This window comes from Vibrio sp. R15-SG3-ISO1A (assembly GCF_059833955.1).
The window spans coordinates 15,491-32,352 of sequence record NZ_JCBDGH010000077.1; the positions used below are offsets into that span (position 1 = coordinate 15,491).

A 16,862-nucleotide genomic window follows, 5' to 3' on the forward strand; every position below is an offset into this window, starting at 1 on the left:
CGGCGTAACTCTCTTAATCAAGGCGGCTTCGGCCGCCTTACATACTCAAGGCGTTTTGTGTCACCCCCATTTTGCTCCATCACATACGACGCTTTGAGTATGTTTCCTTACCTAAGTAGACGAGTTCAACAATGAAAAAAACTCTACTGGCGGGCATGATTGCCGCCTCTCTTTCTGTTGTTACTTTGACAGCATGCACAACCACACAATCAAATGAGCTAGCCCTAGATGCACCCACACCCGCCACGGCGGATATCTCTGCACATACACTGACCCGAGACTACCTTCTTTCAACAACGAGACTCGATATCGTTGACGGCAGTGCGTTGATTGAACATTCAGCGCAAGAGACCGCGAAACTCAAAGCCCAACTGGAAAATGCAGCAGATGGTGACACTGTCACTCTACCTGCTGGCAAATATGCAGATCTTGGCGTCGTCACGATTTCTGCCAACAATATCACCATCAACGCAGAGCAAGCAGGTAGCGCGTGGCTTACAGGCTTAGTGCAATTTGTCCTTGAAGGCGACGACATCACTCTTGATGGCCTGGTCTTTACCGAAGGTGGTCCAGCCGAGCGCTTTGGTGCGGTACGTATGATGGGCGATCGCAATACCTTGCAAAACTCAACCTTCTACTACTTCAACCATGACTATGCGTATGAGCCAGATGAACGCCGCTCTGAGTACCCGAAGTACCTATGGTTATCACTCTGGGGCAAAGACGGTAAAGTCATCAACAACCAATTTGAAGGCAAGCAAAAGCGTGGCACGTTAATCGGCGTTCAAAAAGACGACACGCCGGATAACCACTTGATCGCACATAACATTTTCCTCGATCAGCAACAGAATCAGTTCAATGAGTTGGATATCAAAGAAGCCATTCGCTACAACGGCAATAGCTGGGAAGCGATTCGCATTGGTGATTCTAAATCGTCTCAGTGGCCTTCGAATTCTCAGTTTGTCGATAACCTGCTGATCAATATGGATGGTGAGCGAGAGCTGATTTCCATCAAATCCGGTGGTAACACCATTGCGCGCAATACCATTTTTGAAAGTGCAGCACTGATCTCGCTGCGTCACGGTAAAGCCAACACTGTCGACAGCAACATCATCGTCGGTAATGAGAAATTGCTGACTGGCGGCATTCGCATTTATGACGAAGACCATGTGATCAGCAATAATTACATCTCAGGTACCCGTGGACGTGATGGATTGATAGAGGGCAATGCCGATTTGCGCGGCGGTGTCGTGATCAATACGGGCATCATTGATGTGGCGAACGGTGAAATGCTGGATCAAGCGGTCAAAGGGAAAGAGCTCAACAAGCAGTGGACACCGAAAAATATTCAGATTCACCACAACACCTTAGTGGATACTGAGTGGGGTATGGTCTACGGCAATCAAACGCACCGCGTGAGCCTGTTTAACAATGACGTCGTCGATACTATCTACACAGGCGTAGATGTCGACTTCGACTCAAACGTGGTAGACAATACGCGCAATCCAGAATTTGTTAGTGTACGAGCGACTGATGAACACCCACTGGTCAACGCGACCTATCACAATGAATTCTACGCCGGCGCAGTCACGGCTAAAGAACAGATCAATGATTACAGTGCGACGCTACCAAGCAAAACACAAATTGGTGGTTTTTATGCCTACGAAGGTGCAGGTGCGAACGTCGAATCGCTGAGCGTGATCACCGCTGAGGTCGCAGGACCGAGCTATCGACTCATCAATGCGGTAAAGCTCAAGTAACCCATATTGAGACACTCAAGCAAACAAGCTGCGCCTAACAAGCCTGGTGAGAACACCAGGCTTGACTGTTTTTCACCTTGGTAAAATGTCGCTATTGTGATCTCGCCAACTAATCGCTATGTTGTGGATTCTTCGCCACTTATTTCTTCATAATCGGATCACGCATGGACGCCATTGTTAGTCAGTTACAGTTCTCACTTTCCATTACCGGCCCTATTTGCTTGATGCTGGTATTGGGTGTGGCGTTTAAGCGCATCGGTTTAATCAACGACAATTTTATCGATGTCGCGTCAAAGCTGGTGTTTCAAGTCTGCCTACCTGCCATGCTCTTTTTGAGTATCGTCATCTCCGATCACGACTTCGTCTCAGCCGGGCGATTTATCGGCTTTGGTGCCATTGCCAGTGTGGCATTTTTCATTTTCACCACACTCTCCGTCAACGGTGCTTTTGCTGGCTCAGCGGATAAAGGGGTGATTGTCCAAGGTGGCTATCGCGCCAACACCGCCATCATAGGTATCGCTTATGTGGCCAACGCCTTTGGCGATCAAGGCGTCGCACAAGCCGCGCTCTACGTCGCTGCGACAACCTTTATCTATAACGTTCAAGCGGTGATTTGCTTAACCCCTCGCGGGCAGACATCTGGCACCCAGGCAGCAAAAGTGATGGTCAAAACCCTGACCAAAAACCCACTGATCATCGCTATCGTCACCGGCGTGGTGTTCTATCTATTATCTATTCCCGTCCCTAAGGTGGCCGTTGACGCAGGTCACTATTTAGCGCGTATGACGCTCCCTTTGGCCTTGCTCTGTACCGGTGGGTCGCTCAATCTCTCGTCGATGAAGAGCGATCAAAAGCCAACCTGGTTTGCGACCGGCTACAAACTGGTGCTCGCCCCTATCGCCATCACAGGTGCTGGCTATTGGTGGGGATTTCGCGGAGTAGAGCTGGGGATACTGTTCTTCATGAACGCCTCTCCGGTGGCCGCCGCCAGTTATGTAATGGCACGCTCAATGGGAGGTAACGCGACACTTGCTGCCAACATCATCGCCTTGACCACCGTCGTCTCAACGTTCACATGTACCCTAGGTGTCATGATTCTGATTGGCCTTGATGCGTTTTAACGCCTTTGCCAATGAGACTTATAAGCTGACGCTCTCTAATCCCCAACCGTGCTCATGCGCTAGGCGGCGCAGCAGTGCCCTCTCTTGCTCTGTTTGTGCCACCAGCCACTCCAAGATTTCTTGACTTAATGTGTCATCTTGATTTCGGTAGCAAAAGTAACACCAATGACTATGTTGCAGCGCCAACCCTTCGGGGCATTGTAAAAAGCCACGCTGCAGCTCCGGCAAGACCAACAACAAATCCGTGACGGTCACGCCTTGGCCGGACAAGCAAGCACTGAGGGCCAAATCCAAACTAAAGAACACAGTATCGCGACCTTGTTTCTCGCCATCTAACCCCGCGTTGTTCAGCCAGATATTCCAATCTTGATGCTCCAATGTGGCATGAAGGTGGGGCAAGCTGAGTACATCCTGTTGGGTGATCCGACGCTCAGACATCGATTGTGCATAGACTGGTGCCATGTATTCATTACGCAGAAAGGTGACCCCTTTCTGACCCTGATACTGCTCACGACGCTGGGTGTTGATGATAAGCAAATCGCAATCTTCATGGCTCAAGTCCGGGTCTTCCTCAATAGAGGGGATGATCACCACCTCATGATCGGGGTAACGTTGATTGAGCATTTCCACCTTGGGCAGTAAGACGCGCGTTGCGTAGCTGAGCGCACTTTTAATCACAATTCGTTTTCTTGTCGGCGCCTGCCAAGATGCGATCAAATGAGAGAGAGACTGATAGTTTTTACGCAGCACTTCAAACAACTCTTTTCCGCGCGGCGTCAATGATATCGCCCGATGCTGACGTACAATTAAGGATGAATTGAGATCATCTTCCAGTTGCTTAATTTGACGGCTCACTGCACTTTGCGTCACATGCAGCTCTTGCGCCGCTTTGGTAAAGCTCATCAGCCTTGCCACGGACTCGAATACTTTCAGCGCGTTATGAGAATACGGGAGATTCGGGTAAGGGTGCACACTCTTTACTCGCATGATTTCAGATCATATCAGAGTGGCATAAATGTCATTTGAAAACCAGATGAACAACCACTAACTTAGCGTGATAGAGATCACGAAAAAAATCGTGACAGCACACAGCCAAGATCGAGAACATTATGAATACCATTTTAAAACTGGCGCTGCCCCTTATTGTGTCGCAACTGATTGCGATGGCACTGGTATTGACGGATGTCTGGATGATGTCACGCCTAAGTATGACCGCCATCGCCGCTGGCGGTTTAGGCGCATCTGTCTACTCGTTTGTTTTTATCGTTGCTAGCAGCACCGTTGGATGCGTGGCAAACCTGATTGCGATTGCTTATGGGCAAAGAATTGCTCGCCCGGAGTATGGCAACCAACAAATTCGCTTCGCGGTGAAAGGCGCGGTGCTGCTCTCGCTCACGCTCTCTGTGCTATTAATGGTCGCCTTCCAATGGGTACCCTCTTTACTGAGTTACGCCAAGCAGCCCGACGAACTGGTTGAGCTCGCCATGACTTACGTGAATACCTTAAAATGGGCGATGCTGCCCTCTTTGATCCTCCTAGTACTGCGTGGTCTAACAAGCGCGCTCGGCAATGTGCGTTCAATCATGGTGATGTCTCTGCTCACCGTCACGCTCAATGTGCCGATCAGCTACCTCCTCGCTTTTACCTTCGATTTTGGTCTCGCTGGTCTAGGCGCAGGCACGGCGCTCTCTGCCTTTAGTGTTATGCTTGGCTATGGCTACTGGGTCTTTAGCAGCGAAAAATATCGCCCGTATGCCCCTTGGCTAAATCGTGATGAGTACTCGCTAAAGCTCATGATTCCCCTACTCTCTATGGGATTACCTATCGCCATTGCAGCCTTGCTTGAGCACGGCTTGATCTATGGCGGTACCTTGATGGCAGGCGCCATCAGCATCAGTGCTCTTGCACTGCATCAAATTCTGCTGCAATGCTTGAGCTTTACATGGAACGTCAATTTCGGCTTCTCCCAAGCCGCCGCGATACTGGTAGGCCAAGATTTTGGTGCGCAGAACTATAGCGGCATTAAACAAACCGCCATACGTAGCTTTACGATCACCACCGTGGTTAGCGTCATTCTGGCAGGCGGATTTATGCTCTGGCCAGAAGGCATCGCTCATCTATTCAATTTGAGTGCAGACCTCAGCGCCTTGTTGGTCTCAGTGCTCTGGGTCGTGGCGCTTTCGTTTGTTGTTGATGCTTGGCAACTGCTGGCGATCAATCTACTGCGCGGCATGAAGATCGTGATTGCTCCGACCATCATGACCGCGATCGGCTACTGGTTGTTCGGTCTGCCTGCAGCTTGGCTGTTGATGAAACACCATCAACTCGAAGGGATTTGGGCGGGCATCGGCATTGGTCTGGCGGTGACGGGCGTATTGCTGCTCGCACAATTGATGGCGGCGATACGCAAGCAGGGCCAAACCGTTAAACTTGCGCACGCGGTCAGTTAGTCGCTACACTCGCGGTTTTCACCCTAATGTCCCAAGTCATGACCGATATCGATATTGAGTTTGAACACATCTGGCTGGAAGTATCGGCTGAGCGTTGGAAGCACATCGAACGATTTCTGCTCAGTTACTACTGCCTTGCTCACGGTGTGGTGACGAGACAAGGAAAAGCAGACTGGGAGCAATTACGCGCGAGTGCGCCTCGCTCTTTGCAGGTCAACCACATCAAAGGGTGTGAGCTTGAACCTGTCGTCCCTTATGCCGTGGTGGTGGGTGAGATCAAACGCCACTGGCGAGACGGTGAGCTGACCAAACCGCTGCTAAGGCGACTACTACAAAGTTTGCTGCATTTTGTTGTCATCACCAAAGCCGAAAAGAACCAATTAAAAAAGGCGGGCCTGCTAAACGCCATGCCCGCCGAGTGGTATCAAAGTGATAAACAACACCTAGATTACCGCTTTACGTCAGCGGGTATCTCGATAATGGATTTTGGCCGCTAGGCTACGGTGCAACTCTAGGGGCTCATCACTCTCAAGTAACTGTTTACCACACTCAAACAGTGCCAGTGCAATTTGCTCACAATCTTGCTCAATGGAATCGATCGCCAACGGCAGACAATCAAGGATTGAATAGTTATCGAATGTCGCGAGACGAATGTCGGCATTTAATAGCTTGTGTTCACTAAGATAACGGAGCACGCCCTCTAAAATGGAATATGAGGCGGTAAAAACCGTTTGGGGTAAACGTCCCATAGACCGGTGCGCCTGCTCAATCAGCTCATAACCACTTTGAGGTTGATAATCTTTGATCAACACATGCTGTGGCTGATAATCGAGCCCTGCACTGATTAATCCTTGTCTATACCCCTCAAATCGTTCTTGGCTAGTAGAGAGCGTAAGCTGCCCGCCGATATAAACGCACTCGCTGCGCTCGTGACACAGTTTTGCCACCACCTGCTTTGTGGCGGCAGTCGCATCACTTTTCACCCTACAAAGAGCGCCGTTTTCAAACACGCGGTCAAAGGTGATGACGGGCGTGTGTTGATTCACATCCAGTAAAAAATCGGCATTTTGCGCTGTACTGGCCACCAGCAGTAGGTCTACTTGGCGCTCCAGCAAGTGTTTGATGACGCTTTGCTCCATATCGGCATCGTCTTCTGAAGAGACTATTAAGAGTTGGTAGCCCACCTCTCGGCTTAGCTGCTCAAGCCTTTTGGCAATAGTGGCGAACCCCATATTGAGGATATCGGGAATGACTAAGCCGACGCTGTAGGTGCGACTTGATTTCAACGCCCGTGCGTACAAACTGGGGGCGTAGTTGTGCTCTTTGGCTACCGCTAGTACCCTTTCAACCGTCTCTGCATGAATTCGGTGTTTCTTTGCATGTCCGTTAAGCACAAAACTCACCGTCGATTTCGATACCCCTGCCAACGCCGCGATATCTGCCAATTTGGGCCTTTTGCTCATCACCCTCAGCCTTTCTTTCCTCAAAATCGGTCCTTATCTTACCCCGCTGGGAAGGAAATACTATCTTTACTCTACCTGGGCCGATTTTTGTCAGAAATTAAACGATCTAAACCACAAAACAATCCGTTTAGCGTTTAGCTAAATCGATTTAGCTTTATAATAAGCCAGTATTTATTTATGCGAGGAACAGAACATGAGCATGATTTGGGTGACAGGTGACGCGGTTGTTGACCTGATTCCAGATTCCGACACCACCTACTTAAAATGTCCGGGCGGTGCACCCGCAAACGTGGCGGTTGCCATCGCAAGATTAGGCGGCAAGAGTGGATTTTTCGGCCGTGTAGGAAACGACCCACTGGGCCGATTTATGAAAGAGACCTTAACCGCAGAAAAGGTCAACACACAGGGCATGCGGCTTGATGAAGAACAGCGCACATCGACTGTCATCGTCGATCTGGACGACAGCGGTGAGCGCAGCTTCACCTTTATGGTCAAACCCAGCGCCGATCAGTTCTTGATCCCCAGCGATATTCCTGAGTTTGCTGCCGGAGATTGGCTGCATGTCTGCTCTATTGCACTGGCGAATGAGCCGAGCCGCAGTAGCACTTTGGAAGCGATGCGTCGAATTAAACACGCCGGGGGCTATGTGAGTTTTGATCCTAACCTGCGAGAAGAAGTGTGGGCTAACCCTAGTGAGATTTTACCGGTTGTTCGCCAAGCGCTTGAGCTGGCCGATGTGCTTAAGTTTTCTGACGATGAACTGATGTACCTCACACAGACCCACACACTCGATGCCGGACTAGAGGCGATTAAGGGTAACAACAACCGCTTGGTGGTCGTCACGCAAGGCGCGAAAGGTGCGTTAGTGGTGTTTGAGGGGACGCTGACCCTACAAGCTGGAAAGGCGATTCAACCCATCGATACCACAGGTGCAGGCGATGCGTTCGTGGGCGGCCTGCTGGCTAAACTCTCTCAATACGATCAATGGGATAACCAAGAGGCTATTCATCATGCCGTTGAGTGGGCCAATGGCTGTGGTGCGCTCGCTACAACCCAAAAAGGGGCGATGACCGCACTGCCTTCCGAAAGTGCGCTACGCGATTATATCACTGCACTCTAAGCGCCTTTGATGGAGGATTCATCGCCCCGTTTGGCTCTTCTGAGCAGATGGGGCGATATAATGATCATTGATAGAAATACTAATCGGGCTGCACTGAAAGCTCGTTAAGCCACATTGACGCCTCAACATTGCAGCCAATGATATCTTGGTCATTCACGTCTAGGGATCGACGAATCTGATCGATCTTATCCCACTCTGACGCTTCAATATATTCAAATAAATCAATTAACTGCCCCAAAGTTCCGCTTCGATAAATCAATGCTTGCTTAATGGTGCTATCTAAGTGGATATACTGCAAAGCCTCACGCATATCTATATCGAGAATGCCATCGATCAGAGACAGCAAACCGCAAAGGTATGCAAGATTTTTTAGGCTTGATCGACGCATATAGTGCACCAACAATTCCGCCATTTTTGCTCTGTGTAATGACATGAGAAACAAAGCTTCTGGTTTGCCGGGCGCGAGTGAGGAAATCAATACGTAAGTGACAAACTTCTTCAACTTGTCTTCACCAAGATAAGCCACTGCCTGCTTGACGGATTGAATCGGCGCACGAAGCTTGCAACTGCCGTTGATGAAGTTAAGAAGCTGGAGTGATAGGACCGGATTTTTAGCCACAATTCGGCTAATTTCGTCAAAATCAATAATATCTGCAGAGAGTTTCTCGGATAACGACATCAAGTCGGTAAATGACGCGTTAATTTTTCGACTCTTTATGATTTCCGGCTTTGTAAAAAAGTAGCCTTGAAAAAGTGTAAAGCCACATGCTTTGGCCCTTTCAAATTCGTCATTTGTCTCCACCTTCTCCGCAAGAAACATGATATCGAGATGTTTTAAACCCTCAATCATTAGCGCACTTTTGGGGATGGAGGTTTGCTGAATGTCGACTTTTATAATATCGATAAGCGGGTAAAACCGTTGCCAGTTCGAATCGAAAACATGATCATCTAATGCGATGGTGTAACCTGCTTTCTTAAGCTTGCTGAGCGCTTGAAACAACGTTTCGTCGGGCTGACACTGCTCTAATACTTCCACCACTAAAGAATCGCTGGGAAAGTCAAAAGGAACACCATCTATCAAGCAACTTTGGCTGAAATTGACAAACCCTTTGTAGGATTCCAACACTCTCGCTTTGTAACTGAGGAAGTGCTCCGCAAGCAACTTTCGCGTCGCCAAAGAGGAATCCATATGCACCGGAAAACCGTTGTGCTCACCGTCGCGGTACAAAAGTTCATAGGCATGAATCTCTCGATTACTATCTAAAATAGGCTGTCGTGCTATAAATGAGTAACTTGCGGATGCTAAACCCTGATCTTGTTTTTCCTTCGATGCGAGGTATTCCGATACTGCCATTGGTCGCCCTTTATCAACTTCGACGAACCGCTAAACAAATGGCTCCGTCGTTTGATTCATATATCTCAGTTCAGCACGGGTTGCCGCTCCCGTGACCGAAATGCCCGTCGACTGAGCATCGACAAACACTCTTGAGGTCATCACCGCTTCACCGCTGTTAATGAATATTTCGACACTGGACGTGTCGACTAAAATCAGTAAACGAACGCTATCACTGGTCAGCGGCACTTCTCGACATTCATCTTGAGCGCGATTTTGCGTCTCACTGCGATCTAGTACCAACCGGCGGTGGTTAGCGTCTGCGGTCAAAGCTACCTTTTGCCCATGACCTTCGAAAAGGTTTAACGTCTGCCCCCATTGCAGTTCAACTTCTAGTTGATAGCTGTTTACGTCGAGACGCTGAGTTACATTAGACAATGTTAATGTACTGGAGATTATCATTAGCTGCATCAATTCTTCAACAGGCCATTGATACAATTTCCCATCCCTGTAAGTGAGCTCGCGTGGCGCCGTCAGTTGATGAACCCAACCGTGGTCACTGGATGGCTGATCCACCTCATCAGGTAAGCCCATCCAGCCACACATGACACGTCGACCATCAGGTGTTAACAACGTTTGGGGCGCATAGAAGTCAAAACCGTAATCTAGGTGTACAAAATCCTCCAACTGCAATTGCTGACCATCCCATGATGCGCGGGCAATGCCGTTATGGTGTGGAATGGTATTGAGAGGCGAGAACGATTCGATCCCCTGCGGGCCAAGTACAGCAAACGTCTCCCCACCGAGTTCAAACCAATCAGGGCACTCCCACATATAACCAAAATCGCCAAGCTCATCACCATGCAAAGCCGAGAAAGTCCAGTTGCGCAAGTCATCAGAGCGATACACCGCCAGGCGCCCCTTCAGATCGGTGGTTTGCGCACCGAGCAACATCAACCACTCCTGCTGGTGACGTATCACTTTGGGATCGCGAATATGGGCAGTCACGCCTGGTGGCAGCGAATCAATCACTGGGCCATGCTTGATGAAATGAATGCCATCGGTTGAAGTCGCAAGACACTGCGTGGTGTGCCGATCCCGCTGCTCATCAATCCGGGTGTTACCTGTGTAGAACAGCATTAATGTCTCATCATCACTCAGCGCATGACCCGAGAATACGCCATGACTGTCGAACCAATCCGATGGCGTCAATGCCACTGGCTGCCAATGCCAATTGACTAAGTCTTTACTGGTCAGGTGAGCCCAGTATTTGTCTTTGTGCACGCAACCAAACGGGTACCATTGATAGAAGAGGTGGTATTGCCCTTGATGATAAATAAAGCCATTTGGATCATTGAGAAGCCCTTGCGGCGGAGAAACGTGCCACTTAGGACGATATGAGCACGCGACAGGCACCATGGCCTCGCTGAGCGCTAGTTGCTGACGCTTTGCTATCTTTTGCCCAAGCTGGAGAAGCTCGGCTTCTATGTCTGAGGGACGAACAAAAGTTACTTGCCATTCGTCACCGACACGGCTTATGGCCTTGAGGTCGAGTTCATCTGACAAGCAATCCCTCTCTTTCACCGCAAAGATCAACCGACTATCGGGGATTAGGACTCGAAGGAGATTTTCTTCACCGCCACACAGCGCAACGTAGTATTCAAACGACATGGCTCAACACCTAAAATTTTGGGAACGTTTGCAAGATTAATCAAAAATGATGGTTTGAGCAAGCAATGAGTCCGTCATGAACCGCACTTCAGTGGTCGTTTTAAGGCTAAGTGCTTGATAGCATGTGTCCCAGTAGCCTAACTGAAGATAAAAATCTGAGTATCAAGGGATCAGCACGTCTCTCGATCAACCCGATGAAACGTTAATACCACTTTACTCATTTCTTGAGGTTGGCCTTCGATCAAATCGAGCAGTAGCTTGGCACCTTTTTCTCCCGCTTTATCAAAGGCATAACCAAAGGTAGATAAACTCGGTGATACCACATAGCCCAGTTCATCATTCCCCACTCCGAGCACTTTGATTTGCTCGCCAACTCGAATGCCACGCTCTTGCAAGGCCTTGATCGCGCCAACGGCAATGCGGTCCGTCGCACAAAATAGGCCATCCAATTGAGGGTATTGCTCGATAAGCGACGGGATCTGCGCATAACCCGAATCAACCGAAAACTCTCCATGACTATGGAACAGCAGAGGTTGTGCGCCGCGCATGCTTAGGGCTTGCTCTAAGCCTTGCGAACGCAAGCTATCGACAGCGATATCGGAGTCTCTTACCCCCATAAAGCCGATGTTTTTGCAGCCCACATCCAATAAGCGGTGACCCGCTTCAAAGCCCACGCGCAAATCATCGTGTACCACACTGGGTATGTTGAACAGAGAGCCATCTTGCCCGACAAGTACAACGGGAACGCGAGAGGCGCGGATAGCATCGACCAATTGCATGTCAATATGGGTCGCATAGAGCACAATACCCTCGACCCTCTTTTGATTAAACACCTGAATGTATTCAATTTCTTTTTCTGACAGCTGTTGAGAGCTCGCCAACAATACGTGTTTTCCTGCGGCATCAAACGCCGCGCTGATGCCATCAACACCGAGGGAAACAGCGTTTGATGACATACGAGGAACGATGACGCCCACCAAATTGGTTTTCTGCGATTTAAGGTCTTTGGCAACCTGATTCACCACATAACCGACCTCTTCGACTGCCTTCATCACTTTTTGCTTGGTGGCCTCTTTCACGCCATATTCATCATTAATGACTCGGGATACCGTCGATTTAGAGACGCCGGCTAACTTCGCGACGTCATGTAGGCTCGCCATCGGAATTCCTTGGGTTAACTTATTGGGATTGTTTGCAAAAATTAGCAAAAAACACCGCAAAAATCACTCTGCTCAAACGATTTAGCAAAAAATATAAACCGATCCATCTCACATAAACATCCAATATTCTTTGACTGAATAGGTTAAATCTCCAAAAATCCATATTGCAAACGTTCCCAAAGAGAACAAGCGAGAATTGTATATAATCAACAGTAACGAACCAAACTGGGGTCCGGAATGAATTATCCTAACATTGCAAAAGAGCTGCTCACGCTGCTAGGAGGCAAAGATAACCTCCAAGCACTCGCCCACTGCGCGACTCGTCTTCGCCTAGCATTGAAAGACGATTCGATAATCGATGAAGAGGCTATCGGCAATCTCGATGGCGTCAAAGGTCAGTTTAAAGTGGCAGGGCAATACCAAATTATCTTTGGCTCAGGCATCGTCAACCAAGTCTACGCAGAAATGGCGAAACTGACTGGCATGAGCGAAATGTCGACGTCGGACGTTGCCTCTGCGGGTGCACAAAAGCAGAACATCGTCCAACGCGCTGTTAAGGGGCTATCGGACATTTTTGTCCCTATCATCCCTGCCATTGTGGCGGGAGGTCTGTTGATGGGTCTGTTTAATGTGCTGACCGCGACAGGTCTGTTCATTGAAGGACAGTCACTCATTGACGCAAACCCAGGCCTCGCCGATCTTGCAAGTATGATTAACACTTTCGCCAATGCGCCTTTTGTTTACTTGCCAGTTCTTCTCGCTTTCTCTGCCAGTAAGAAATTTGGTGGTAACCCCTTCTTAGGCGCAGCACTGGGTATGTTGATGGTCCACCCAGATTTGCTCAATGGTTGGGGTTTTGGCGGCGCGAGCGTTGCAGGTACGATTCCGACTTGGAACATTTTTGGTTTTGAGATTCAGAAAGTCGGCTATCAAGGTTCGGTTCTGCCTGTACTCGTGTCAGCGTTCATCTTAGCGAAAGTCGAAAATGGCCTACGTTCGTTTATCCCATCTGTGTTGGATAACTTGCTGACACCCATGCTGGCAATCTTTATTACGGGCTTCCTGACGTTCACACTCGTTGGACCCATTACCCGCGATATCGGCTTCTTGCTCGGTGATGGCCTCAACTGGCTCTACGACTCGGCTGGCTTTATTGGCGGCGCGCTGTTTGGTTTTATTTACGCGCCGTTTGTTATCACCGGCATGCACCACAGCTTTATCGCTATTGAAACTCAACTATTGGCAGACATCGCTGTGACCGGTGGTACCTTCATCTTCCCGATTGCGGCAATGTCGAACGTCGCACAAGGTGCAGCGGCACTAGCGGTCGGCATCACCACCAAAGAGACAAAACTGAAAGGTATCGCAATGCCATCTGGTATTACAGCTCTGCTCGGTATTACCGAACCTGCAATGTTTGGTGTGAACCTCAAGCTACGCTACCCCTTCATCGCTGCCATCATTGGCGCAGCGGCGGCGAGTGCGTTTGTCACCTTATTCAATGTGAAAGCACAAGCATTGGGCGCAGCAGGACTACCGGGCATTATCTCAATCACCCCTGATAAGATTGGATACTATGTCGCCGGCATGGCTATCTCATTCGCTGTCGCCTTTGGTTTGACATTGGTACTCGGTGCGCGAGACAAAGCCAAAGCGGTGGCCACCGCGACGGCCTAACCTACCCCCGCAGTCAAAACATGTTTTTGACGCCGAGCCTCGCCTGAGCGGGGCTCTTTTTTGTTAGTTGAAAGTCTTAAAGAACAAAAAACGCCCCATATCATTGATATTGGGGCGTTTTGCTTTTTCAGTTGTGATCTACAGCCACACGAAATTAAGCGCTGATAGGGTATGCGTTGTCAAAGTTCTTACGGATAAACAATGCATGGCAATAACTTTGAAAGCCAAAACTGCAATAAATCGGGCGCTTGAATTCGTTGCACCAACGAATCCAAACATTGGTCTCTGTGCCTTGATTGTCCACCACGCCATCCCAAAGGAGCGTCTGAGAATTTTCTTGAGTTGGGGTGCACGCTAACCCCAACTGATCTAATGCTGTAAAAAACTTTTCCACAACTAACCCTTAATATTCAATTATCTGTATCTATTTCTGTCTTATCACCTTGGTGCAAACGTTTGCTTTTTGGGCAAAACTGTTGCGTCACCGATCTCATCGATACGCAACAACACACTTGGGGGGAGTGATAGTGTAACCTTCACTGAAGCACGAAACTCACGCTCAGCACACATATTTTGTCATACTATACAACATTATTGACAGTAATTTTTCTGCTTCCGTTGAGATGCAGAGCGATAGAGATAAAAAAGCCCGAAGCGAAGGAGTCGCTTCGGGCTCTCTATTACTCAGTCAATACGGACAATTAATCGCGCAAGCTCGCGCCAAACTTGTCCGAGATGTGCGCGACGATGGCGTCAACCGCACCGGCGATGTCCGCATCTTCGAGCGTACGCTCAACCGACTGCAAGGTCAGAGCGATGGCTAGGCTCTTCTTGCCTTCTTCAACGCCTTTACCAACGTAAACATCGAACAGTTTCGCGCCTTTCAAGAACTCACCACCTTGCTCTAGACATGCTGCAACGATGTCGCCAGAAGCGACGGCTTCGTCAACAACGACCGCGATGTCACGACGGTTTGATGGGAACTTAGAAAGCGCTACCGCTTCTGGAATCACTTTGGTGTTGATTGCAGACCATTCCACTTCGAATACGATAGTACGGCCGTTTAGACCAAACTTACGCTCTAGCTCTGGGTGAACGGTACCAATTACACCAACTTGCTTGCCATCAACGATGATAGCTGCAGATTGACCAGGGTGAAGCGCTGGGTTTGCGGCTTTGTCTTCAGCAGAAAGCGCTGCGAAAGAGTAAGCGGCTTCGTTAGCTGTTAGCTCAAGCACCGCTTCTAGGTCACCTTTCAGGTCAAAGAAATCAACTGTGTTGGTTTCGATGTCCCAGTGCTCTTCGCTGCGAGTACCTGCGATAACACCAGCAAGCATTGGCTCTTGGCGCATACCGTTTTCAGCAGACTCACAAGGGATAAAACGTAGGCCGTATTCGAATAGACGAACACGTGGCTGTTGACGCTTTTGGTTGTGAACCACAGTGTTGAGCAGGCCTTGAATTAAACCAAGACGCATTGCTGACATATCCGCAGAGATTGGGAATGGCAGGATGAGTGGCTCAACACCCGGAACGATCAGTTTTTGCTGCTCAGGCTCAACGAAGCTGTAAGTGATCGCTTCTTGGTAACCACGGTCAACAAGTAAGCTACGAACGCGTTTTAGCGGAATGTTCGCTTCAACGTGGTCGTGCATCTTAAGTGCTGCGGCTGGGTTTTGGTTAGGAATGTTATCGTAACCGTAGATACGACCGACTTCTTCAATTAGGTCTTGCTCGATAGCGATATCAAAACGCCATGTCGGTGCTGTTGCTGTCCAACCTGCATCTGTTGTTTCAACCGCTAAGCCAAGACGCTCTAGGATTTCAACGACATCGCTATCAGCAATGTGGTGACCTAGTAGGCTGTCTAGCTTAGTGCGACGTAGAGCTACTGTGTTTGCTTTTGGTAGGTCAGCTTCTGACTCTACAGCAACAACAGGTGCGACTTCACCGCCACAGATCTCAACAAGAAGTTCTGTTGCACGCTCCATTGCGCTAGCTTGTAGTGCGAAATCCACACCACGCTCAAAACGCATGGAAGAATCCGTGTGTAGACCGTAGCTACGCGCGCGGCCACGGATGTGGTCTGGTGCAAAGAATGCACACTCAAGTAGTACGTCTTTAGTCTCAGTCGTTACACCAGACTCTTCACCGCCAAAGATACCCGCAATAGCTAGAGCTTTGTTGTGGTCTGCAACCACTAGCGTATCTGCGTTTAGCTCAGCTTCGCTGCCGTCTAGAAGAGTAAGCTTTTCGCCTTGCTCTGCCATACGAACCACGATGCCACCTTCAATCTTAGCAAGATCGAATGCGTGCATTGGCTGGCCTTGCTCTAGCAGAACAAAGTTAGTGATGTCGACCACAGGGTCGATAGAGCGAATACCGCAGCGACGCAGTTTTTCTTGCATCCAAAGCGGCGTTTCAGCCTGAACGTTAACGTTTTTAACCACACGGCCAAGGTAGCGTGGACACGCCGCCGGCGCTTTCACTTCGATAGAGACTTGATCATCGATAACAGGAGCCACTGGGTTCACCGCTGGCTCAGTTACGTCAGCGCGGTTGAGAACGCCAACTTCACGCGCCATACCACGGATGCTGAAACAGTCCGCACGGTTCGCCGTTAGGTCTACGTCAACGGTTACATCGTCAAGACCTAGGAATTCTCGGAAATCAGTACCGATGACTGCGTCTTCTGCTAGCTCCATGATGCCATCAGATTCAACATCAATACCGAGCTCAGAAAATGAACACAGCATGCCGTGTGATGGTTGACCACGCAGCTTGGCTTTTTTGATTTTGAAATCGCCCGGTAGCACAGCGCCAACCGTTGCGACAGCCACTTTGATACCTTGGCGACAGTTCGACGCGCCACACACGATGTCTAGCAGCTCTTCTGCACCAACATCGACTTTAGTCACACGCAGTTTGTCCGCATCTGGGTGTTGACCACACTCAACCACTTTACCTACTTTAACGCCTGTGAAAGAACCAGCAACAGGTAGTACGTCGTCTACTTCTAGACCCGCCATTGTGATTTGGTGAGTAAGTTCGTCAGTCGAGACTGAAGGGTTTACCCACTCACGAAGCCATGATTCGCTAAATTTCAT

At 49.3% G+C, this 16,862-nt stretch carries 12 protein-coding genes; 6 read left to right on the top strand and 6 right to left on the bottom strand.

Features of this window, described 5'->3' with window-relative positions; genetic code table 11:
* Window positions 1-131 precede the first annotated feature (131 nt).
* Together AC6R0L_RS12935 and AC6R0L_RS12940 are read left to right on the top strand one after the other, a co-directional pair.
* Window positions 132-1,760, top strand: coding sequence for a polysaccharide lyase 6 family protein (locus AC6R0L_RS12935; RefSeq protein WP_500629363.1), 1,629 nt, complete (start codon window positions 132-134; stop codon window positions 1,758-1,760).
* A 164-nt stretch (window positions 1,761-1,924) separates the two neighbouring features.
* Window positions 1,925-2,881 (top strand): AEC family transporter, encoded by a 957-nt coding sequence (locus tag AC6R0L_RS12940; RefSeq protein ID WP_500629364.1) that lies wholly within the window; start codon window positions 1,925-1,927, stop codon window positions 2,879-2,881.
* 18 nt (window positions 2,882-2,899) lie between these two features.
* On the opposite strand, the gene AC6R0L_RS12945 is transcribed toward AC6R0L_RS12940, so the two are convergent.
* Complete coding sequence (locus tag AC6R0L_RS12945) at window positions 2,900-3,853, bottom strand: LysR family transcriptional regulator (protein ID WP_500629380.1); 954 nt, start codon at window positions 3,851-3,853, stop codon at window positions 2,900-2,902.
* Window positions 3,854-3,990: 137 nt separating this feature from the next.
* On the opposite strand from AC6R0L_RS12945, the gene AC6R0L_RS12950 reads away from it, so the two are divergent.
* Window positions 3,991-5,331, top strand: coding sequence for an MATE family efflux transporter (locus AC6R0L_RS12950; protein WP_500629365.1), 1,341 nt, complete (start codon window positions 3,991-3,993; stop codon window positions 5,329-5,331).
* Between the two features lie 38 nt (window positions 5,332-5,369).
* Window positions 5,370-5,828: a hypothetical protein gene (locus AC6R0L_RS12955; protein ID WP_500629366.1), complete on the top strand. Its 459-nt coding sequence runs from the start codon at window positions 5,370-5,372 to the stop codon at window positions 5,826-5,828.
* On the opposite strand, the gene AC6R0L_RS12960 is transcribed toward AC6R0L_RS12955, so the two are convergent.
* On the bottom strand, window positions 5,793-6,797 hold the full coding sequence (locus tag AC6R0L_RS12960; protein ID WP_500629367.1) for a LacI family DNA-binding transcriptional regulator: 1,005 nt from the start codon (window positions 6,795-6,797) through the stop codon (window positions 5,793-5,795). The genes AC6R0L_RS12955 and AC6R0L_RS12960 overlap by 36 nt on opposite strands.
* A gap of 190 nt (window positions 6,798-6,987) precedes the next feature.
* On the opposite strand from AC6R0L_RS12960, the gene cscK reads away from it, so the two are divergent.
* A complete protein-coding gene (cscK, locus tag AC6R0L_RS12965) occupies window positions 6,988-7,914 on the top strand; it encodes a fructokinase (RefSeq protein ID WP_500629368.1) in 927 nt (308 codons plus the stop codon).
* Between the two features lie 79 nt (window positions 7,915-7,993).
* Here cscK and AC6R0L_RS12970 read toward each other — a convergent pair whose 3' ends face one another.
* The 3 genes from AC6R0L_RS12970 to AC6R0L_RS12980 form a co-directional block, all read right to left on the bottom strand.
* Window positions 7,994-9,268 (bottom strand): EAL and HDOD domain-containing protein, encoded by a 1,275-nt coding sequence (locus AC6R0L_RS12970; RefSeq protein WP_500629369.1) that lies wholly within the window; start codon window positions 9,266-9,268, stop codon window positions 7,994-7,996.
* A gap of 30 nt (window positions 9,269-9,298) precedes the next feature.
* Window positions 9,299-10,918, bottom strand: a complete 1,620-nt coding sequence (locus tag AC6R0L_RS12975) for a glycoside hydrolase family 32 protein (protein WP_500629370.1) — start codon at window positions 10,916-10,918, stop codon at window positions 9,299-9,301.
* A gap of 170 nt (window positions 10,919-11,088) precedes the next feature.
* Window positions 11,089-12,078: a LacI family DNA-binding transcriptional regulator gene (locus AC6R0L_RS12980; protein ID WP_500629371.1), complete on the bottom strand. Its 990-nt coding sequence runs from the start codon at window positions 12,076-12,078 to the stop codon at window positions 11,089-11,091.
* A 237-nt stretch (window positions 12,079-12,315) separates the two neighbouring features.
* Here AC6R0L_RS12980 and AC6R0L_RS12985 point away from each other — a divergent pair, with 237 nt between their 5' ends.
* Window positions 12,316-13,755 (top strand): sucrose-specific PTS transporter subunit IIBC, encoded by a 1,440-nt coding sequence (locus AC6R0L_RS12985; protein WP_500626853.1) that lies wholly within the window; start codon window positions 12,316-12,318, stop codon window positions 13,753-13,755.
* 701 nt (window positions 13,756-14,456) lie between these two features.
* On the opposite strand, the gene pheT is transcribed toward AC6R0L_RS12985, so the two are convergent.
* Window positions 14,457-16,862, bottom strand: a complete 2,406-nt coding sequence (gene pheT, locus AC6R0L_RS12990) for a phenylalanine--tRNA ligase subunit beta (protein ID WP_500629372.1) — start codon at window positions 16,860-16,862, stop codon at window positions 14,457-14,459.